The sequence below is a fragment of the Micromonospora sp. NBC_00860 genome (assembly GCF_045207375.1).
Taxonomy (GTDB): Bacteria; Actinomycetota; Actinomycetes; order Mycobacteriales; family Micromonosporaceae; genus Micromonospora; species Micromonospora vinacea.
Map to the genome: position 1 here is coordinate 4,422,266 of NZ_CP108825.1, position 20,603 is coordinate 4,442,868.

General features: G+C 71.1%; 15 protein-coding genes. 6 read left to right on the top strand and 9 right to left on the bottom strand.

Going from position 1 to position 20,603, the window contains the following annotated elements; genetic code table 11:
• Positions 1 to 142 precede the first annotated feature (142 nt).
• Positions 143 to 1,255, top strand: a complete 1,113-nt coding sequence (locus OH804_RS20275; protein ID WP_406058831.1) for an FAD-dependent monooxygenase — start codon at positions 143 to 145, stop codon at positions 1,253 to 1,255.
• Positions 1,256 to 1,278: 23 nt separating this feature from the next.
• Here the strand turns inward: OH804_RS20275 and OH804_RS20280 are convergent, their stop codons facing one another.
• Together OH804_RS20280 and OH804_RS20285 are read right to left on the bottom strand one after the other, a co-directional pair.
• Positions 1,279 to 2,250: a CU044_5270 family protein gene (locus tag OH804_RS20280; RefSeq protein WP_406058833.1), complete on the bottom strand. Its 972-nt coding sequence runs from the start codon at positions 2,248 to 2,250 to the stop codon at positions 1,279 to 1,281.
• 10 nt (positions 2,251 to 2,260) lie between these two features.
• On the bottom strand, positions 2,261 to 2,830 hold the full coding sequence (locus tag OH804_RS20285) for an RNA polymerase sigma factor (protein WP_196921670.1): 570 nt from the start codon (positions 2,828 to 2,830) through the stop codon (positions 2,261 to 2,263).
• Positions 2,831 to 3,056: 226 nt separating this feature from the next.
• Between OH804_RS20285 and OH804_RS20290 the strand changes: the two genes are divergently transcribed.
• Positions 3,057 to 3,956, top strand: coding sequence for a bifunctional 5,10-methylenetetrahydrofolate dehydrogenase/5,10-methenyltetrahydrofolate cyclohydrolase (locus OH804_RS20290; RefSeq protein ID WP_406058835.1), 900 nt, complete (start codon positions 3,057 to 3,059; stop codon positions 3,954 to 3,956).
• A 219-nt stretch (positions 3,957 to 4,175) separates the two neighbouring features.
• Here OH804_RS20290 and OH804_RS20295 read toward each other — a convergent pair whose 3' ends face one another.
• Positions 4,176 to 7,049: a vitamin B12-dependent ribonucleotide reductase gene (locus tag OH804_RS20295; protein WP_406058837.1), complete on the bottom strand. Its 2,874-nt coding sequence runs from the start codon at positions 7,047 to 7,049 to the stop codon at positions 4,176 to 4,178.
• A gap of 67 nt (positions 7,050 to 7,116) precedes the next feature.
• Positions 7,117 to 7,617 carry a transcriptional regulator NrdR gene (nrdR, locus tag OH804_RS20300; protein ID WP_091400542.1) on the bottom strand — a complete coding sequence of 167 codons (501 nt, stop codon included), beginning with the start codon at positions 7,615 to 7,617 and terminating at the stop codon, positions 7,117 to 7,119.
• A gap of 540 nt (positions 7,618 to 8,157) precedes the next feature.
• Here nrdR and lexA point away from each other — a divergent pair.
• Positions 8,158 to 8,943, top strand: coding sequence for a transcriptional repressor LexA (gene lexA, locus OH804_RS20305; RefSeq protein WP_112586701.1), 786 nt, complete (start codon positions 8,158 to 8,160; stop codon positions 8,941 to 8,943).
• A gap of 74 nt (positions 8,944 to 9,017) precedes the next feature.
• Here the strand turns inward: lexA and OH804_RS20310 are convergent, their stop codons facing one another.
• Positions 9,018 to 10,772, bottom strand: coding sequence for a hypothetical protein (locus OH804_RS20310; RefSeq protein ID WP_406058840.1), 1,755 nt, complete (start codon positions 10,770 to 10,772; stop codon positions 9,018 to 9,020).
• Between the two features lie 50 nt (positions 10,773 to 10,822).
• Complete coding sequence (hflX, locus tag OH804_RS20315; RefSeq protein ID WP_196921666.1) at positions 10,823 to 12,277, bottom strand: GTPase HflX; 1,455 nt, start codon at positions 12,275 to 12,277, stop codon at positions 10,823 to 10,825.
• Between the two features lie 183 nt (positions 12,278 to 12,460).
• Between hflX and OH804_RS20320 the strand changes: the two genes are divergently transcribed.
• Complete coding sequence (locus tag OH804_RS20320) at positions 12,461 to 13,927, top strand: NAD-dependent malic enzyme (protein ID WP_196921665.1); 1,467 nt, start codon at positions 12,461 to 12,463, stop codon at positions 13,925 to 13,927.
• 222 nt (positions 13,928 to 14,149) lie between these two features.
• On the opposite strand, the gene dapF is transcribed toward OH804_RS20320, so the two are convergent.
• The 3 genes from dapF to OH804_RS20335 are packed head-to-tail and all read right to left on the bottom strand — an operon-like array spanning position 14,150 to position 16,696.
• Positions 14,150 to 15,001 carry a diaminopimelate epimerase gene (gene dapF, locus OH804_RS20325; protein WP_406058842.1) on the bottom strand — a complete coding sequence of 284 codons (852 nt, stop codon included), beginning with the start codon at positions 14,999 to 15,001 and terminating at the stop codon, positions 14,150 to 14,152.
• A 7-nt stretch (positions 15,002 to 15,008) separates the two neighbouring features.
• Complete coding sequence (miaA, locus tag OH804_RS20330; protein ID WP_406066608.1) at positions 15,009 to 15,944, bottom strand: tRNA (adenosine(37)-N6)-dimethylallyltransferase MiaA; 936 nt, start codon at positions 15,942 to 15,944, stop codon at positions 15,009 to 15,011.
• The gene (locus OH804_RS20335) at positions 15,929 to 16,696 is read right to left on the bottom strand and encodes a hypothetical protein (protein ID WP_406058844.1); all 768 of its coding nucleotides are present in this window, start codon (positions 16,694 to 16,696) and stop codon (positions 15,929 to 15,931) included. Before OH804_RS20335 ends, miaA begins: the two co-directional genes overlap by 16 nt.
• Positions 16,697 to 16,846: 150 nt before the next feature.
• On the opposite strand from OH804_RS20335, the gene OH804_RS20340 reads away from it, so the two are divergent.
• On the top strand, positions 16,847 to 18,055 hold the full coding sequence (locus OH804_RS20340; RefSeq protein WP_196921661.1) for a DUF349 domain-containing protein: 1,209 nt from the start codon (positions 16,847 to 16,849) through the stop codon (positions 18,053 to 18,055).
• 775 nt (positions 18,056 to 18,830) lie between these two features.
• A complete protein-coding gene (locus tag OH804_RS20345; RefSeq protein ID WP_406058847.1) occupies positions 18,831 to 20,417 on the top strand; it encodes a cellulase family glycosylhydrolase in 1,587 nt (528 codons plus the stop codon).
• The last annotated feature ends 186 nt before the right edge of the window (positions 20,418 to 20,603 follow it).

A 20,603-nucleotide genomic window follows, 5' to 3' on the forward strand; every position in this document is an offset into this window, starting at 1 on the left:
TCATCGTCGCAGCCCATTCCTCGGAAATTCAGCCCCCATTCCCGTGCGCTGACTCACCCGCCTCATAGAGTGCGGCGGCGGTCGGACCGTTGAGCAGCAGCTCAGCGGGGGTTCGGGCCAGGGCAACGGGGAGGAAAGTGTCGTGCGGGGTGACGGTGTACGGGTACTGATCGTCGGCGGAGGTGTCGCCGGCCTGGCGGCGGTGGCCGCGCTGCGCGAGTGGGGCGCGACGATCGACGTCGTCGAGCGGGCGCCCGGGCCGACCGACTCCGGCACCGGGATCTACCTCACCGGCAACGCGACCCGGATGCTCGACGTACTCGGTCTGCGGGAGTCGGTCGCCGACGTCGCCGTGGAGATCAGCCGGCAGCGCAGCGCCAACCAGCGCGGGCGTCGCCTCTTCGACATCGACGTGGCCGCACTGTGGCAGGGCGTCGGGCCGTGCGTGTCGCTGCCCCGGGCGCAGCTGCACCGGGCGTTGCTCGACGGCGTCGGCGACGCCCCGATCCGCTGGGGCCGCCAGCCGGTCGCGCTCCTTCCGGAGGGCGACCAGGTCGCCGTCGAGTTCGACGACAACAACACCCAACGGTACGACCTGGTGCTCGGCGCGGACGGGGTGAACTCGACGGTCCGCCGGCTCGCCTTCGACGGCCAGGCCGCCCGCGACCTCGGCCAGTACGCGTACCGCTGGGTCGCTCCCCGCATCGACGACGAGCCGGTCTGGTCGGTGCAGTTGGGGCGCGGCAGGCAGTTCCTGACGATCCCGATCAGCGCCGAGCAGACGTACTGCTACTACAACGACGGCCCGGTGGCCGACCGGCCCGGCTGGCGCGACGAGCTGGCCGCGACGTTCACCGAGCCGGCGGCCACCATGCTCAAGGCCCTCGACTACGACGACAGCACCCTGCACGCCGGGCCGAACCAGGAGGTCGTGCTCGACTCCTGGTCCCGGGGGCCGGTGCTGCTGATCGGCGACGCCGCCCACGCCACCTCACCGAACATGGCCCAGGGCGCGGCGATGGCAGTGGAGGACGCCGTCGTGCTCGCCTCGTCGTTGGCCAACTCCGACTCCGTCGCCGACGCGCTGCGGGGTTTCGAGGCGCGGCGGCGCCCCCGTACGAACTGGGTGCTCAGCCAGACCCACCGCCGGGACAAGGCCACCGGGCTCCCGCCCGCGCTGCGCGACCTGGTGATGCGCCGCCTCGGCGAGCAGATGTTCCGCTCGAACTACGGCCCCCTGTTCGCCCAGCCCTGACCGGTCCGCCGTGGCCGGCCCGCTCACGGCAGCTGGCCCGGCCGGTCGACGATGGCGATCCGCAGGAGCGCGGCAGCCGACTCCAGTGACTCCTTGCCGTTACGCACCACCGAATTACGGGTGCCAAGGTAGACGTGGGAGTCCCGATCGAAGATGAGATCCAGGTTGCCGCCGATCACACCGGGCATCCGAATCGCCACCCCGTGCCGGCCGGCGACGTCCACCACGTCACCCGATATGACGACCGCTCCGGGCTGCCGTGCCAGCACTTCGAACAGCGCCGCCAGCGCTCGGGGCGGCACGTAGCCGTCGAGCATCGACCACGCGGTGGTGTACGCCATGCTCTCGTCGCCGTACACGGCCTCCTCGTCGGCGCCTTCGGGAAGGTGCAGGTCGACCGGGTGTTCCCGAAGGTATCGAAGCAGTTCGTCCGGATCGGTGGGCAGGTCGCCGTGGTACGCCGGCGGCTGGAACGCGTCGAGCTCCTTCTCGGGATCGGCGGGATCATCGATGCGGAGCACCCTCAGCTCGCCCCACCCGTTCGGATCGGTCTCCGGTCGGTAGCGACCCTGCGTGTACGCGACTCCGCCAGCCGACTGCCACAGTTGGTTCCGGATGGTCTGGTACGGGCCGCTGTCCGGCAACTCCCGGACGGTCGCCAGGGTTTCCGTGAAGACGTACTGCTCGGGCCGGGCGGTGAGTTCCGGCTGCTGCCGGGCCGCGTCGGCCGCCAGGTGGAAGATCTCCGACGCGCTGGCCGTCGGCGGCGGCTGATCGCCCAGCCTCATCGTCTGGACCGCCAGACCACCGGCGGTCAGCGCGACCGCCAGCCCGAACGCTCCGGCGAGGCGCCAACCGCGCAGGAAGCGGCTAGGGCGCCCCTCGGGATGGGCCGCCGACGCCATCTCGGCCCGCCCGGCGACGTGTGCGGTCAGATCCCTGAGGAGCCGCTCCTCGAAGCCCTGCGGCGACCGTTCGATCTCGTGCATCGTCATCTCCGTCTCATCAGGCGAGGGTGGTGGCGGGGCGGGCGAGCACGGCGCGGACGACGCGGCGGGCACGATGCAGGCGGACCCGAGCGGCGACCGGCGAAACCCCCAGCACTGTCGCGGCCTCCGCGACGCTGAGGCCGTCCACGGCGACGAGTTCGACAAGGGCCCGGGTGCCCTCCGGCAGCTCGCTCAGCGCCCGATGGGTGCGGCGGGCCGCCGACTCTGCGTCGATCCGCTCCTCGATGCGGGCGATGTCATCGGGGCCCAGGTCCCGCCGTCCGGCCAGGCGGCCGGTCACCCGCAGCCGTTGAGCCGCCCGACGCCGCTCGTCGCCGATGACGTTGCGGGCCACCCCGTACAGCCAGCCGATCTGGCTACCCCGGTCCGGCCGGTAGCCGGCCGCCGACTCGATCACCGCCAGGAACACGTCGGCGGTGAGGTCGGCGGCGAGATGCGGGTCGTCGACCCGCCGCGCCACGAACCGGCCCACCGCCTCCAGGTGCCGCCGGTAGAAGACCTCGAAGGCAACCGGATCGGCTCCGATGCCGCAGATGTCGTCGTCGGCGTGGCTCGGCTCATTCACAGGCCGTCCTCCCTCGTAGCCCTCACACCCCTTCTTCGTCAGACGGAGCGCGGGTGTTACCGAACCATCCGGCCCGTATGGGGCGGCACTGCTGGTCCAGTTGGGCAACCGCCCTGGTGATGCGGCATTATCGAAGCACCGGCGACTGGCGGCACGGGGATGGTGGAACCATCGGGGAGCCTCTCGCGGGCGTCGACCGCCTGGGCGCCTGCGTCGAGGAACCGTCATGACCACGACCAGCCAATCCGCAGAACAGCACACCCCGTCGGGCCTGGCCCGGCTCCTGCCGGGTGCACCCGTCGCCGAAGCCGTCCTGGCCGAGACCGCCGACGCGGTCGCCCGCCTGCGCAGCCGCGGCATCACACCGAGCCTCGCCACCATCCTCGTCGGCGACGACGACGCCAGCGCCGGTTACATCGCCATCAAACAGCGTCAGGCCGCCGCGCTCGGGTTCGCCTCCCCGCACGTGCACCTGCCTGCCACCGCCACCCAGGCCGAACTGCACCAGGCCATCGCCCGGTTCAACACCGATCCGGCCGTGCACGGGCTGCTCGTGCAGTACCCCGTGCCGGGGCACCTGGACTACGACGCGGCGCTGCAGACCATCGACCCGGACAAGGACGTCGACGGGATGCATCCGCTGAACATGGGGCGTCTCGCCGTCGGCCTGCCCGGCCCGCTGCCGTGCACCCCCGCCGGCATCGAAGCCCTCCTGGCGTACCACGAGATCCCCGTCGCCGGTCGTGAGGTCGTCATCCTGGGCCGGGGCGCCACTCTCGGACGGCCCCTGGCCATGCTGCTCGCCCAGAAGCGCCCGACCGCCAACGCCGCCGTCACCGTCGTCCACACCGGCGTGCCGGACTGGGCCCGCTACACCCGCCGCGCCGACATCCTCGTCGCCGCCGCCGGCGTACCCGGGATCGTCCAGCCCGAGCACGTCAAGCCCGGCGCCGTCGTCATCGGCGCCGGCGTCCGCTACGAGGGCCGGCGCCTCCTACCGGACGTGGACGAAGCGTGCGCCGCGGTCGCCGGCGCGATCACGCCCCGGGTCGGCGGCGTCGGTCCGACCACCGTCGCGATGCTGTTCCGCAACGCCGTGCGCGCCGCCGAGCGCGCAAGCCAGTAGCCCGGTTCCGCCGCCATCGTCGAGATCACTTGATGCTGAGCTGGCAGCCCCACCGCGCAACACCCTGACGAGTGTGATGCCTGTGAGTCATCAAGATGACTCACAGGCATCACGGCCACCGACAACATGCCCTCCCGCGCGAGCCTCCAGGGGACCCGGAAACAGCGCTGCCCCGGCCTCCGACGAGGGAGACCGGGGCAGCGCCGCGTTTCGCGTACGTCAGCTGCAGCCGCTGGTGGAGCCGCAGCCCTCGCAGACGTAGCAGCTACCGGCGGGGCGCATCTTCGTACCGCAGGTGAAGCAGAGCGGCGCGTCGGCGGCCTTGCCGATCACGGCCTCCAGCAGCTCGGTGCTGGAACCCACGCTCGGAGCCGGCTTGGCAGCGGCCACGTCGGCCATCTCCTGGGCCGGCTGGGCGACAGCTTCCGGCTTGGCCGGGGTCTCCACCGGCGCGGACGACGCCATCGCGGTGAGCTCGACACCGGTGACGGCGGCGGCCTCCGCGTCGGCCTCGGCCCGCAGCTGCGCGGCGCGCTCCGAGGCGGTGAAGATGCCCAGCTCGGCGCGGCGCTCGTAGGGCAGGAAGTCCAGCGCCAGGCGACGGAAGATGTAGTCCATCACCGAAGCCGCCATCCGCACGTCCGGGTCGTCGGTCATGCCGGCCGGCTCGAAACGCATGTTGGTGAACTTGCTGACGAACGTCTCCAGCGGCACGCCGTACTGCAGGCCGATGCTGATGGCCACCGAGAAGGCATCCATCACGCCGGCCAGGGTCGAGCCCTGCTTGGACATCTTCAGGAAGACCTCACCGAGGCCGTCGTCCGGGTAGGACGACGCGGTCAGGTAGCCCTCGGCGCCACCGACGGAGAAGCTGACCGTCTCGGACGGGCGCTTCTTCGGCAGGCGCTTACGCACCGGCCGGTACTCGATGACCTTCTCGACCGCGGCCGGCGCGGCCGATGCGGTCTCGACGGCGGCCGGCTCGGTGGCCTTGTTGGACTTGGCCACCGAGAGCGGCTGGCCGACCTTGCAGTTGTCCCGGTAGATCGCCAGCGCCTTGAGGCCGAGCTTCCAGCCCTCGAAGTAGATCTTCTCGACGTCCTCGACGGTGGCCGCCTCCGGCATGTTGACCGTCTTGGAGATGGCGCCGGAGACGAACGGCTGGATGGCCGCCATCATCCGCACGTGACCCATCGGGGCGATCGTCCGCTCCCCCATGGCGCAGTCGAAGACCGGGTAGTGCTCCGGCTTGAGGCCCGGGGCGTCCACCACGTGGCCGTGGTCGGCGATGTGCTCGACGATCGCCTCGACCTGCTCCTCGGGGTAGCCGAGGCTGCGCAGGGCGCGCGGCACGGTCTGGTTGACGATCTGCATCGAGCCGCCGCCGACCAGCTTCTTGAACTTGACCAGCGCCAGGTCCGGCTCCACGCCGGTCGTGTCGCAGTCCATCATGAAGCCGATCGTGCCGGTCGGGGCGAGGACGCTCGCCTGCGCGTTGCGCCAACCGTTCTTGTCACCGATCTTGTTGCCCTGGGTCCACTGCTTGGTCGCCTCGCGGACGATCGCGGTGGCCACCGGGCTGGTCGGCTTGATCTCGTCGTTGGCCGCAGCGTGCTTGCGCATGACCCGCTTGTGCGGCTCGGCGTTGCGGGCGTAGCCGTCGTACGGGCCGACGACGCCGGCCAGCTCCGCCGAGCGGCGGTAGGCGGTGCCGGTCATCAGCGACGTGATCGACGCGGCGACCGAGCGGCCCTGGTCCGAGTCGTACGGCAGGCCGGTGGCCATCAGCAGGGCGCCCAGGTTGGCGTAGCCGATGCCGAGCTGCCGGTAGGCGCGGGACGTCTCACCGATCTTCTCGGTCGGGAAGTCCGCGAAGCAGATCGAGATGTCCATCGCGGTGATGACGAACTCGACGGACTTGACGAACTTCTCCACCTCGAAGCCACCGTCGGCGCGGAGGAACTTCATCAGGTTGAGCGAGGCGAGGTTGCACGAGGAGTTGTCCAGGTGCAGGTACTCCGAGCACGGGTTCGAGGCGGTGATCCGCCCGGTCTCCGGGCAGGTGTGCCAGTCGTTGATCGTGTCGTCGTACTGCAGGCCCGGGTCGGCGCACTCCCAGGCGGCCTGGGAGATCGTGCGGAACAGCTTCTTGGCGTCGACGGTGTCGATCACCGAGCCGTCCAGCCGGCCGCGCAGGTCGAAGCCCTTACCGTTCTCGACCGCCGACATGAACTCGTCGGAGACGCGGACCGAGTTGTTGGCGTTCTGGTACTGCACGCTGACGATGTCGGAGCCGCCGAGGTCCATGTCGAACCCGGCGTCGCGCAGCGCGCGGATCTTGTCCTCCTCGCGCGCCTTCGTGACCACGAACTCCTCGATGTCCGGGTGGTCCACGTCGAGGATGACCATCTTGGCCGCCCGGCGGGTCGCGCCACCGGACTTGATGGTGCCGGCGGAGGCGTCCGCGCCACGCATGAAGCTGACCGGGCCGGAGGCGGTGCCACCGGAGGAGAGCAGCTCACGGGACGAGCGGATGCGCGACAGGTTGACCCCGGAGCCGGAGCCGCCCTTGAAGATCAGCCCCTCCTCCTTGTACCAGTCGAGGATCGAGTCCATCGAGTCGTCGACGGCCAGGATGAAACAGGCGCTGACCTGCTGCGGCGACGGCGTGCCGACGTTGAACCAGACCGGCGAGTTGAAGCTGAACACCTGGTTCAGCAGCATCCAGGTCAGCTCGTGCGCGAACACCTCGGCGTCGGCCGGGCTGGCGAAGTAGCCGTACTCCTCACCCGCCGTGCGGTAGGTGGTGACCACCCGGTCGATCAACTGCTTGAGCGACCACTCGCGCTCCGGGGTCCCCACCGCGCCCCGGAAGTACTTCGTGGTGACGATGTTGGCCGCGTTGACGCTCCACGACTCCGGGAACTCCACCCCACGCTGCTCGAAGTTGATCGAGCCGTCCCGCCAGTTCGTCATGACGACGTCCCGGCGCTCCCAGGAAACCTCGTCGTACGGGTGGACCCCCTCGGCCGTCCACACCCGGTCGATCTTCAGCCCCGCGCCTGCCTTGCTTCGTGAACGGCTAGTTGTCACGCCGTCGCCCCCCTCGTCTGCGCGGTGCCCCACCGCGCGTCCCAATCTCTCGAAAAACTGTGAAGACTCAGCTGGTACGGCCGGCGGCCTCAACCGCATCGGCCCGGCCCTGCTCCCGGGCTCGCGCCGCGGCCCGCAACGTCTCGATCTCGCGCTCGAAGTCGGCGAGCGAGTCGAACGAGCGGTAGACGCTGGCGAACCGCAGGTAGGCGATCTCGTCCAGGTCGCGTAGCGGACCCAGGATCGCCAGGCCCACGTCGTGGCTGGGGATCTCGGCGGCCCCCTTGGCCCGGACGGTCTCCTCCACCCGCTGCGCGAGCAGCGCGAGTGAGTCGTCGTCCACCGGCCGGCCCTGGCACGCCTTACGCACCCCGCCGATGATCTTCGTGCGACTGAACGGCTCGGTCACCCCGCTGCGCTTGACGACAGCGAGGACCGCCTCCTCGACGGTGGTGAACCGCTTGCCGCACTCCGGGCAGGAACGCCGCCGTCGGATGAGCTGGCCGTCGTCGGCCTCCCGCGAGTCGACCACCCGGGAGTCAGCGTGCCGGCAGTACGGACACCGCATCGCCCACCTCCTAATAAATGATCAACTGCGAGCACACCGGACACCCCCGGGCACGCCTCACCGCGACGGTGCCATCCTCGGATGACGCCCGCCGTGATCGACGTTACGGGAGTGCGGTCGGTAGTCAGACCCAACCTGTAGGCAACTTACGCCCGTGTCACTACTACATCTAGGGGTCGACCGTATGTCGCCGGGGAAGCCGGGTCAAGTTGGCCGGCGTGTCCGGCGCGTCACGGACCATCCGGTCATCCATGCCCCGCACAACGCCCGAAGACCCAACGTCACGACCCCGCCCGGGTTACCGGCCAGCCGGCCGGATCCGGCCGGAAAACGGTCGACGATCGAACACCAGTGCTACCTGACGTACCATTTATCAGAACATCCGTACGACCGGAGTGCTTTTTCACCCCGACACGCCGGTGAGAGGTCGTACAGATGTTTGAAAATGACTGATCTCACCTATACGGTCATGAACAACGTGGCACCGCCGCACGCACCACGAGCCGACGAGGCACCCAGCGCCGACCAGGGAGGACGGACGTGACCGAGGACCGGGCCAGCCGGCCGAAGAGCCCGCAGCAGATCACCGAGGCGGGCCCCCCGGCCACCCGACGCCGCAGCGCCGCGCGGAGCCGGACGGGCCAGCCCGCCGTGCGCGCGGTCACCCCGGTGGTCAGCACCTTCCCCGACCCGGCGACGGTCGACCTGACCGCCCGCCAGCGCCGCATCCTGGAGTTCATCCGCAACTGGGTGGAACGACACGGCTACCCGCCGAGCGTTCGCGAGATCGGCGAGGCGGTGGGCCTGGTGTCGCCGTCCAGCGTCGCCTACCAGCTCAAGGAGCTGGAGAAGAAGGGCTTCCTGCGCCGCGACCCGAACCGGCCGCGCGCGGTGGACGTGCGCGCCCCCAGCGAGGCGATCGACGACGAGCTGTCGAGGGCACAGCGACCCACCCCGGCGTACGTGCCGATGCTCGGTCGGATCGCAGCGGGTGGGCCGATCCTCGCCGAGCAGGCCGTGGAGGACATCTTCCCGCTCCCCCGCGAGCTGGTGGGTGAGGGCGAGGTCTTCATGCTCCAGGTCAAGGGCGACTCGATGCTCGACGCGGCGATCTGCGACGGCGACTGGGTGGTCGTCCGGCAGCAGCCGACCGCCGACTCCGGCGAGATCGTGGCCGCCATGCTCGACGGCGAGGCGACAGTGAAGACCTACCGGCGGCGCGACGGGCACGTCTGGCTGATGCCCCAGAACCCGGCCTTCGACCCGATCCCCGGTGATGACGCCACCATCATGGGCCGGGTCGTGGCGGTGCTACGGCGGATCTGACCGATCGGCGGGTGGGTGCCGGCAGCGCTCACCCGCACCGCTCGGCAGGGGCGGGTGAGCGTCTTCAGCGTCGATCAGTAACGGTCGCCCCGGGGACCACGACCGCCCCCGGGATACTGCCCGTACGGGTCGATGGGCGCGTCGTCGTCACGTCGCCGACCGGGCCGCTGGCCCCGGTAGTCGGGCTCCTGCCCACCCCGCCGGGGCGGCTCCGCGCGACCGGGCTGAACGCCGTCGGCGCCGTACACGCCGCCGCCAGCACGGCCACCGCCACCGGCCGGGGGACGACCACCGCCGCCACCCTGCGGGCGACCGGCGCCACCAGCCGGCGGACGACCGCCACCACTGACCGGAGGACGAGCGGCGCCACCAGCCGGCGGACGACCGCCACCTGCCGGGGGACGTCCCGCGCCACCTGCCGGGGGACGTCCGCCGCCGTAGACACCGGCACCGCCTCCGTCCGGTCGCGCCGCACCGTAGCCGCCGCCACCCGAGGCCGGCCGGCCGCCACCGCCGTACACGGCACCACCCGCCGGGGCCGGGCCGCCGCGGCCCGCACCACCGCCGTAGACCGCACCGCCGGCTGGAGCGCCGCCCCCGTAGACACCACCCCTGAAATCGTCGTCGGCCGGGAAGCCGTCGACGGCACGACCCGCGCGCGGGCCGAACGGCTCGCCATCCGGGTCCGACGTGTCGGACTCGTCAGCGGTCGGCGGCCGACGGCGCGCGCGGACGATGCCGAAGATGCCGGCGGCCACCAACAGCAGGCCGATCAGCCCGACCGCCCCGACCAGGTACGTGATGTCGTCGAGGCTCAGCCCGTCGGTCCAGGATTTCGAGGCGGCCGGCTTGCCGCCCTCCTCCGGACCCAGGGGCACGGCGGTCGAACTGGACGGGGCGTAGCTGAGGATGTCGAGCGGCTCGTCTTCGGTGAACCGGCCCGCGTCGGAGACGGTGAGGAACGACTTCCCGTCCGAGGTGTAGCTGATGGCCTCGCCGAACGGGTCGGCCAACGGCGTCACCCGCGGCTTGCCGCTGGTGAGCGCGCCCACGATGTCGCCACCGCTCACGTCGAACTCGAAGGCGTCCGCGTAGGTGCGAAGGACCACCCGGGAGCCGTCCGGTGCCCGGGACGCGCCGGTGATGGCGATCCGGCCGAACGTGTTGAGGGTGTTCTCCGTCTGGGTCTTCGGCAGCGTGATCTCGCCGGCCTTACGCATCGGCACCGGGTCGGTGTCACCGGTCTTCAGGGCGGCCGACGGCGTGTAGATCTCGGCTTTTCCGCTGGTCACCTTGGTGATGATCAGCGGTTTTCCGTCGTCGCCGATGAGCAGCGCCTCGGCGTCGTGCGGTTTGGCCTCGGGGTAGGCGAGCCGATGCAGCGTCGGCTGCTTGGCGCCGGTGACCGGCATCGACCAGAGCGCGACGCGGCTGCGGCGCTCCTTCGAGTCGGGGTTGTCACCGGTGTCGGCGATCCAGAGGGTTTTGCCGTCCTTGGACAGGGCGAGATCCTCGGTGTCGAACGGACCCTGCCCCGAGTAGCGGACCGGCTCCTTCGAGATCTTGCACTTGCTGTCCAGGAAGAAGACCCGCTTGCGTGCCGCGTCCTCGGTGCCGTCGTTGACGACGATGAAGCCGCTCTTGGTCGCGATCAGCCCGGACAGCTCCCGCAGGCGTTCATCGGTGATCGTGCAGCGCTTCTTGCCGGGAGTGGCGGCGGGCGGCTCGGACGACCCGGGAGCGGGAGCCGCCACGGCGACTCCGGCGAGCGCCACGGTTGCCCCGAGCAGGCCGAGGGCAACCGTGACCGAGGAAACAACGCGGCGCATTCGGCCAGTGTCGCATGCCACGCGTTTCCGATGGATGACGCCGTGGCCGCTCAGGACCGGCTGCCGGCCGCCTGCCCCTGCCGCTCCACGTCGAACGCCGCCAACTCCGCCGCCAACTCCGCACCGACGCGGACGTGCACCAGGGTGCCCTCCGGCAGGTGCGACGTGCTGAGCACCTCACCCGTGCGGTGCGCCCGAGCAACCAGGTCACCCCGGTCGTACGGCAGCACGGCCCGGACCTCCACGGCCGGGCTGGGCAGCCGCTCCTCGATCGCCGCGCGCAGCTCGTCCATGCCCCGCCCGGAGTACGCGGAAACGAAGATCGCGTCCGGCCAGAGCCGCTTGAGCCGCAGCAGAGTGTCCTCGTCGGCCGCGTCGGTCTTGTTGACCACCAACAGCTCGGGGAGCCGGTCCGCGCTGACCTCGGCGAGCACCGCGTGAACCGCCCGGACCTGCTCCTCCGGATCCGGGTGGGTGCCGTCGACGACGTGCACCACCAGATCCGCCTCCGCGACCTCCTCCAGCGTCGAGCGGAACGCCTCGACGATCTGGTGCGGCAGGTGCCGGACGAAGCCGACAGTGTCGGAGAGGGTGTAGAGCCGCCCGTCCGAAGCGGTGGCCTTGCGGGTCGTCGGGTCCAGCGTGGCGAACAGAGCGTTCTCCACCAGCACGCCCGCGCCGGTCAGGCGGTTGAGCAGGCTGGACTTGCCGGCGTTGGTGTAGCCGGCGATGGCCACCGCGGGAACGGCGTTGCGGGAACGCCGGGCGCGCTTGGTCACGCGTACCGTCTTCATGCTCTTGATCTCGCGACGCAGCCGGGAGATGCGGTGACGGATGCGTCGCCGGTCGGTCTCCAGCTTTGTCTCACCGGGACCACGAACACCCACACCGCCGCCGGCGCCGCCGCCCCGGCCGGAACCACCGGTCTGCCGGGAGAGCGTCTCACCCCAACCGCGCAGTCGGGGCAGCAGGTATTCGAGCTGGGCCAGCTCGACCTGCGCCTTACCTTCCTTGCTCTTGGCGTGCTGGGCGAAGATGTCGAGGATCAGCGCCGTGCGGTCGACGACCTTGACCTTGGTGCGCTGCTCCAGGTTGCGCAGCTGCGACGGGGACAACTCACCGTCACAGATGACGGTGTCGGCGCCGGTGGAGAGCACCACCGCACCGAGGTCGTCGACCTTGCCGCGGCCGATGTACGTGGCCGGGTCGGGTCGGGTCCGACGCTGAATGAGCCCTTCGAGCACCTGCGAACCGGCGGTCTCGGCCAGCGCGGCGAGCTCGGTCAGCGAGTTTTCCGCGTCGGTGACTGTGCCTTCGGTCCAGACGCCCACCAGGACGACCCGCTCCAGCCGCAGCTGGCGGTATTCCACCTCGGTGACGTCGGTGAGCTCGGTCGACAGGCCCGGGACGCGTCGAAGGGACTGCCGCTCTGACAGCTCCATCTCGCCGGTGGTGACGTCGTCGAGCTCGTCCTCGACGGGGACAAAGCTCTCCTGGTCTCGCAAGCGGTTCTCCTGTCCGTTTTGATAAGTAGAACGTAATCCTGACATGACACAACGCCGAACGCACCTGCTATATGCCCATGGTGAAGGTCGCCAAAAGTGGGGGCGAATGCTGGTCGGCCGCGACAACCCGGTAGAAATGCGGGCGGCGGCCGAACGGCCGCACAGCCGTTACGGAGGGATCCCGTGGCCATCACCCGACTGCCGAGCGCCGGATTTTCGATCACCATCCGGATCGCCGTGACCGCGGACGCATCCTCGATCGGCCGGCTCACCACCTCCGTCGGCGAGGCCGGTGCGATCGTCACGGCGCTGGACGTGGTGGACTCGGACCCGACCCACGTGATCGTCGACCTGACCTGCGACACCGCCGACGCCGGTCACGCCGACCAGGTGGTCGACGCGCTGACCGCGCTGGACGGCGTTGACGTGCGCAAGGTGTCGGACCGGACGTTCCTCCTGCACCTGGGCGGCAAGATCGAGGTGACCTCGAAGGTCGCGCTGCGCAACCGCGACGAGCTGTCCCGCGCGTACACCCCCGGGGTGGCCCGGGTCTGCATGGCGATCGCCGAGAACCCGGCCGACGCCCGGCGACTGACCATCAAGCGCAACACCGTCGCGGTGGTCAGTGACGGCTCGGCGGTGCTCGGCCTCGGCAACCTCGGCCCGGCCGCGTCGCTGCCGGTGATGGAGGGCAAGGCCGCGCTGTTCAAGCGCTTCGGCGGGGTGGACGCCTGGCCGGTGGTGCTGGACACCCAGGACACCGACGAGATCGTGCAGATCGTGAAGGCGATCGCGCCGGCCTACGGCGGCATCAACCTCGAGGACATCGCCGCGCCGCGCTGCTTCGAGATCGAGGCCCGGCTGCGTGAGGCGCTGGACATCCCGGTCTTCCACGACGACCAGCACGGCACCGCGATCTGCGTGCTGGCCGCGCTGACCAACGCGCTGCGGGTGGTGGGCAAGCGGCTCGAGGACGTCCGGGTGGTCGTCTCCGGAGCCGGCGCGGCCGGCACCGCGATCATGAAGCTGCTGCTGCGCCAGGGCGTCGGCGACATCATCGCGTACGACAGGGAGGGCGCCCTGCACCGTGGGCTGACCGGGCTCAACTCGGCGTGGCAGTGGCTGGCGGAGAACACCAACAAGGAGAACTACTCCGGTGACCTGCCCGGCGCGATCCGGGGCGCCGACGTGTTCATCGGGGTCAGCGCGCCGAACCTGCTCACCGGCGATGACATCGCGCAGATGGCGAAGGACTCGATCGTCTTCGCGCTGGCCAACCCGGACCCGGAGGTCGACCCGCGGGAGGCGCGCAAGCACGCCGCCGTGGTCGCCACCGGCCGCTCGGACCAGCCGAACCAGATCAACAACGTGCTCGCGTTCCCCGGGGTGTTCCGGGGCATGTTGGACGCGCACGCCGAGGAGTTCACCGAGGAGATGGCCATCGCGGCCGCCCGGGCCATCGCGGACGTGGTCGGCGAAGAGAAGATCAACCCGACGGTGATCGTGCCGAGCGTCTTCGACTCCCGGGTCGCCCCGGCGGTTGCCGCCGCCGTCCGCGCCGCCGCGCACAACCCCAGCCCGCTGCCGGCCGCCGACCCCGGCCCGGCAGACCTGCCGGAGATCGCCGCGAACGCCAGCGCCACCCCGTGACGAACAGGCCCGGCATCCGCGTGTGACACCGCGAGCCGAGGAACGGCCGGGCGAACAGGTCGTCTCCCGTCCTTTGCTCTGCTTCAACCAAGGAAACGGCCCGTGTCCGACTACCGGACACCGGGTGTTTCGCGGGCTGAAGCAGAGCAAAGGACGCCAACGGCAGACGGCCGGCCGACGCGCGCACAGCGCGCACAGACAGACAGCGCAGACAGCGCGGCGTCAGACGTTGGCGGGCAGGGTGGAGAGATCGACCTCGCCGGTGGCCACCAGGACGGCCGGGCCGGAGAGCCAGCAGGAGTCCGACGTGACAGTCACCGTGAGGCGGCCGCCGGGCACGTCCACGGCTACCACGCCGGTGACCCGGCCGGCGTCGCGCAGCGCCACCGCGCCCACCGCGCAGGCACCGGTGCCGCAGGACAGGGTCTCGGCGCTGCCGCGCTCATACACCCGCATCAGGGAATGTTCGTCGGTGCCGTCGACCGGGTCGCCCGCCACGATGAACTCCACGTTCACCCCGCTCGGGAAGACCGCCGGGTCGAACCCCGGCGCGACGGTCAGGTCCAGCGCCGACAACTCCACGCCGGCCGGCAGCACGCAGACCAGATGCGGGTTACCGACGTCCACCACCGCACCGGCCAGGGTCAGCCCGCCGAGGGTGGCGGCGGAACTGTCGTACACCCGGGGTCGGCGCATCTCCACTGACACGGCGTCGCCCTCGACCAGCGCGCGCACGACGCCCGCCCGGGTGACCACCGGCAGCGCCGCGCCGGCGGGCGTGGCCAGGCCGGTGTCGAGCAGGTAGCGCACGAACACCCGGGCGCCGTTGCCGCACATCTCGGCGAACGAGCCGTCGGCGTTCCAGTAGTCCATGAACCACTCGGCCTCGCCGGCCATGCCCGCGCCGTCCGGGTGCTTGGCCGCGCGGACCACCCGCAGGACGCCGTCCGCGCCGATGCCCCGACGCCGGTCACAGAGCGCCGCGACCAGCCCAGGAGTCAGGTCGAGCTGACCGTCCGGGTCGGGAAGGAGGACGAAGTCGTTGCCGGTGCCGTGGCCCTTGGTGAACTCCACTCCCCCATCATCGCGCAGCGGCCGGCACCAGACGCAGGGCGGCCCCGATCAGGTCCGGGGTCGTCGAGTCCAGCCAGTGGATCCGCGGGTCACGCCGGAACCAGGACCGCTGCCGGCGGACGAAGCGCCGGGTGGCCCGGACCGTCTCGTCGTGCGCCTGCGCCTCGGTCAGCTCACCGGCGAGCAGGCGCAGCACCTGCTGGTAGCCCAGCGCCCGGCTCGCCGTCCGCCCCTCCGGCAGCCCGCGTGCGACCAACTCCCGGGTCTCCGGCACCAGACCGTCGGCCCACATGCGGTCGACCCGCAGCGCGATCCGCTCGTCCAGCACGGCGGTGTCCAGGTCGACGCCGAGCTGCACCGACGGGTAGTACGGCGTGGGCTGCGGCAACGACGCGGCGAACGGCGCTCCGGTGAGCTCGATCACCTCCAAGGCCCGCACGATCCGCCGACCGTTGCCGGGCAGGATGCCCTCGGCGGCGACCGGGTCGGCGGCGCGCAGCCGCGCGTACAGCGGGGCCGGACCGACCTCGGCCAACTCCCGTTCCAGCCGCTCCCGCAGCGCCGCGTCGGTGCCGGGGAACTCGAAGCGCTCCAGCACCGCCCGCACGTACAGCCCGGACCCTCCGACCAGCAGCGGCACCCGCCCCCGGGACAGGATGTCGTCCACCGCCGCGCGGGCCAGCCGCTGGTACTCCGCGACGCTCGCCGGCTCGGTGACCTCCCAGATGTCCAGCAGGTGATGCGGCACCCCGTCCCGCTCGGCGAGGGTCAGCTTGGCGGTGCCGATGTCCATGCCCCGGTAGAGCTGCATCGAGTCGGCGTTGACCACCTCCCCGTCGAGGGCGTGCGCCAACGCGATGCTCAGCGCCGACTTGCCGGCCGCCGTCGGGCCGACCACCGCGACGACAGTGCCGACCCCGTCGCCTGTCACATCCGCTCCCAGGACGCCACGAAGTAGGCCACCCCGTAGGGGGCGGAGTCGTGCAGCAACTCGCCGCGCCACCCACCACCGGCCGCGCGGGCCGCGCCGGCGAGAACCTGCCAGGGGGCCCGACCGGCGGCCTTCAGCTCCGTCGACACCACCGGGTCGAGGTCGAGCAGGGCATCCAGGTCCGCGTCGGCCAGCGCCGCGGCAACCGCCTGGTCGTACGGGAGGGCGCGCGCGTCGTCGTACCCGGGTGCCTTCTCACCCCGGCAGGCCGACCCGTCCCCGAGCACCAGCGCCGCCACCCGGTCACCGGCGGCGCCGACCTCGTCGGCGAGCGCGGCAAGCTCGGCCGGGCCGGCGTCAGCGGCCACCTGCACGGCGGTCACCGGCGGCCGCGCGTCGTGGCGGGCCAGCAGCCACGCGCCGACGGTCAGGCTCAACGGCAGCACCGCGCCCCGGTCCGGCTGGCCGGGCACCAGCGGCACGTCTAGGTCGACACCCCAGGGCTGGAGGGAACCGGTCGCCGGGGTGCGGATCGGGCCGGTCACCGGGCCGGTGCCCAGCAGCAGCAGAATGTCCGGATCGGCGGCCAGCAGCCGGCGTACGGCGGTGTCACAGGCCGCCCGCAGATCATCCAACTCCGGGGCTGCGGAGCCCGCCACCTCGGGCACGAGCAGGGGCGGATGCGGGCAGACTGCGGCGGCGACCAGTGGCACCCGTTCACCGTAGCGGGAATCCCCGGTGCGTCTCCGAGCCGATCCGGTCATTAGGCCCCTAGGACACCGTATGGTCACGGTCGGCGATAGGCGCTCGACGCGGACCGGGTCGGACCTGTGACAATGCCGGAAGCAACTTGGCTGCGCCGTGGCGGCGACGGGGGATCAGTCCCTCGACGCCGGGAGAACGAGGATGGGCACATGAGCGACTGGACTGCCTTCGGACGGGTGGACGCGGACGGCACCGTGTACGTCAAGACCACCGAGGGCGAGCGGGTGGTCGGATCCTGGCAGGCGGGAGCACCGGAGGAGGGCCTGGCTCACTTCGCACGTCGCTTCGCCGACCTGGTGACCGAGGTGGACCTGACCGAGGCGCGACTCAAGTCGGGTGCGGCGGACGCCGGGCACTCGTTGAGCACGATCCGGCGGATCCGCACCACGCTGCCCGAGGCCAACGTGGTCGGCGACATCGACGCGCTGGCCGCACGCCTGGACAAGCTGGCGACCCTCGCCGAGGAGAAGGCCGGCGAAGCACGCGCCGCCCGGGACGCCGCTCGCGGTGAGGCCCTGGCCCGCAAGACCGCGCTGGTCGAGGAGGCCGAGAAGCTGGCCGCCGAATCCACCGGGTGGAAGACCGCCGGCGACCGCCTCAAGGAGATCCTCGACGAGTGGAAGACCATCCGCGGGGTCGACAAGAAGGCCGACGGTGAGCTGTGGAAGCGGTTCGCCGCCGCCCGGGACGGCTTCACCCGCCGCCGCGGCGCCCACTTCGCCTCCCTGGACTCGCAGCGCAAGCAGGCGCAGACGGTCAAGGAGGAGCTGGTCGCCGAGGCGGAGAAGCTCCAGGAATCCACCGACTGGGCGGCCACCGCCAACCAGCTCAAGGACCTGATGACCCAGTGGAAGGCCGCGCCGCGCGCCTCCAAGGAGGCCGAGCAGAAGCTCTGGGAACGGTTCCGGGGTGCCCAGGACGCGTTCTTCAGCCGGCGTAGCGAGGTCTTCTCCGCACGGGACAACGAGCAGCGCGGCAACCTGGAGCGCAAGCAGGCCCTGCTCGCCGAGGCCGAGGCGTTGGACATCGACGCCGACCCCAAGGGCGCCCAGGCCAAGCTGCGCGAGATCCAGGCCCAGTGGCACGAGGCCGGCCGGGTGCCCCGCGAGGCGGCCGCCGGGCTGGAGCGCCGACTGCGCGTCATCGACGACAAGGTCCGTGACGTGATGGACTCGGCGTGGCGCCGCACCACCAAGGAGGACAACCCGCTGCTCGCCCAGATGCGGGCGCAGGTGGCGGAGGCCGAGGACCGGCTGGCCCGGGCGCAGAGCGCCGGGGACGCACGCCGGATCAAGGAGGCTGAGCAGGCCCTCGCCTCCAAGCGGCAGTTCCTCCAACTCGCCGAGCAGGCCGGCTGAGCTGACGACGTCCGGAGCCCCCGGTCCCGCTCGGGACCGGGGGCTCCCGCGTGTCCGCCCCCACGCCCTCGAACGCCCGCACCCCACCTCACGCGCCCCGCGCCCCGCGCCCCTCGGTCCTCGCGCCCTCGCGCCCTCGCGCCCTCGCGCCCTCGCGCCAAGATCTGCGCACCTTCCCGGATGTTGCTGCCTCCGACGCGCGAGAGACAGCAACATCCCTGAAACTGCGCGGATCTTGACGACGAACACCGTTCCCGAGCGGCCGGGGCGGGTGTTGGGCGCCTGGGACCGTCAAGGTCACGCTCGAACCTGGATGTAGTGGCCACGAAGCGGCCGGGATGCCACTACATCCATGTTCTAGCGCGATCATCCAGGGGCACACGGCGCAAAGGGCTGCGGGGTGGGGCGCGGGGTGGGTGTGGCGCACGGGACGGGCGGGCCGTGGGCGGGTGTGCACCTGTCGGGCCGGACGAGGCGGCGTGCGGCGGGGCGACGGGGCGACGGGGCGACGGGGCGACGGGGCGACGGGGCAGGTTGACGCATTGACGCGGGCTGATCAGAATGAGCGACGGAGCCAGGTAGGGCCACCGGCACGAGGGCGACGAAGGCGGAACATCCGCCGTCGCGGGTCGCCGGTGAGCTGCCGCGAGTGACTACGTCCGCGTGACATGGGCCGTCGCGCACTGTCCGCGTACCCCTTGGGGACCGTGACGTGCGGACGGCCGCCCGCCGGCGTCGTCTCCGGACGGCGCCGGACCTCCGAAGTGGAGCTCGAATGTTCCGTCCCAAAGCTCTCGGCGGCGCGGTCACCGCGCTCGTCACCGTCGCGGCCGGCGTGTTCCTCGCCGCCGCCGTCAGCACCAGCCCGGCCGTTGCCGCTGGCACCGGTACCGGTTATCTGCATACCAGCGGCAACCAGATCGTGGACAGCACCGGCGCCACGGTCCGGTTGACCGGCATCAACTGGTTCGGCATGGAGACCGACAACAAGACCTTCCACGGGCTGTGGTCGAACAACCCGTGGCGGGGGCAGCTCGACACCATGGCTCGGCTGGGCTACAACACGTTGCGGGTGCCGTACTCGAACGACGCGCTGAAGCCGGGCGCGACCGCCAGTGGGATCAACGACTTCGTCAACCCGGACCTGATCGGGCTGTCGCCGTTGCAGATCCTGGACAAGGTGATCGACTACGCCGGCAGCAAGGGCATGCGGATCATCCTGGACCGGCACCGGCCGACGGCGGCCGGGCAGTCGGCGCTCTGGTACACGTCGACGGTCTCCGAGGCGACCTGGATCAACGACTGGAAGATGCTCGCCCAGCGGTACGCGGGCAACCCGACGGTGATCGGCGCCGACCTGCACAACGAGCCGCACGCGGAGGGCACCAACCCGGCGGCCACCGGGGCGTGCTGGGGCTGTGGTGACACCACCCGGGACTGGCGGCTCGCCGCCGAGCGGGCCGGGAACGCCATCCTCGGTGTCCAGCCCAACTGGTTGATCTTCGTGGAGGGGGTGAGCTGCCCGAGCGGCGGCCTCTCCAACGTGTGGGACGGCGACACCAGCAACGACGAGGACTGCGGTTGGTGGGGTGGCAACCTGTCGAAGGCGGGGCAGTTCCCGGTCCGGTTGACCGTGGCGAACCGGTTGGTCTACTCGCCGCACGAGTACGCCACCTCGGTGTACCGGCAGACCTGGTTCGACGCCCCGGACTACCCGGCGAACATGCCGGCCATCTGGGACAAGTACTTCGGTTACCTGTACAAGCAGAACATCGCGCCGATCATGATGGGCGAGTTCGGCAGCACCCTGGTCGACCCGAAGGACAAGGTGTGGCTGGAGAAGCTGATGGCGTACACCGGGACCGGGGTGACCGGGATGTCCTTCACCTACTGGTCGTGGAACCCCAACTCGGGTGACACCGGCGGTATCGCTCTTGACGACTGGACCAACGTCAACACCGCCAAGCAGGCGATCCTCCAGCCGTACCTGATCGCGCCGTCCGGTGGCGGCGGGCCGACCGGTGGTCCGACGGACCCGCCGACGGACCCGCCGGCCGGCGCCTGCACGGCCACCTACCGGCAGGTCAACGCCTGGCAGGGCGGCTTCCAGGGCGAGTTGACAGTGAAGAACACCGGTTCGGGCGCGGTGAACCCATGGGCGGTCACCTGGAGTTGGCCGTCCGGGGTGACGTTGGGCAGTGGCTGGAACGCCACAGTCACGCAGTCCGGCACGACGGTCACCGCGGCCGCTCCGAGCCACGCTCCGTCGCTGCCGGCGGGCGGGTCGGTCACGGTGGGCTTCACTGCCAACGGCACGGCCAGCGCGCCGGGCACTGTGAAACTCAGCGGCGCCAGCTGCTGACCCACCCGGGACGGCCGGTGCGCACCGCATCGGCCGTCCCGGCCATTTACATCAAGGTTCTTCTATGCTTTCATCGGGAAAGCGCTTGCCTCTTCGTCGGTGGGCGCGAGCGCGGGAGCCGCTTTCCTTCACGAACCTGCACTGGCGGGCCCGAGGACCACTGGTCCCGGCCGAGACTCGCCGCCC

What these genes read in the sequence shown, in the direction of transcription:
- OH804_RS20280 (WP_406058833.1), bottom strand. Translation starts at nt 2,250, where the DNA reads ATGACGATGCACGAGATCGAACGGTCGCCGCAGGGCTTCGAGGAGCGG.
- OH804_RS20290 (WP_406058835.1), top strand. Translation starts at nt 3,057, where the DNA reads ATGACCACGACCAGCCAATCCGCAGAACAGCACACCCCGTCGGGCCTG.
- nrdR (WP_091400542.1), bottom strand. Translation starts at nt 7,617, where the DNA reads ATGCGGTGTCCGTACTGCCGGCACGCTGACTCCCGGGTGGTCGACTCG.
- OH804_RS20310 (WP_406058840.1), bottom strand. Translation starts at nt 10,772, where the DNA reads ATGCGCCGCGTTGTTTCCTCGGTCACGGTTGCCCTCGGCCTGCTCGGG.
- OH804_RS20335 (WP_406058844.1), bottom strand. Translation starts at nt 16,696, where the DNA reads ATGACCGGATCGGCTCGGAGACGCACCGGGGATTCCCGCTACGGTGAA.
- OH804_RS20340 (WP_196921661.1), top strand. Translation starts at nt 16,847, where the DNA reads ATGAGCGACTGGACTGCCTTCGGACGGGTGGACGCGGACGGCACCGTG.
- OH804_RS20345 (WP_406058847.1), top strand. Translation starts at nt 18,831, where the DNA reads ATGTTCCGTCCCAAAGCTCTCGGCGGCGCGGTCACCGCGCTCGTCACC.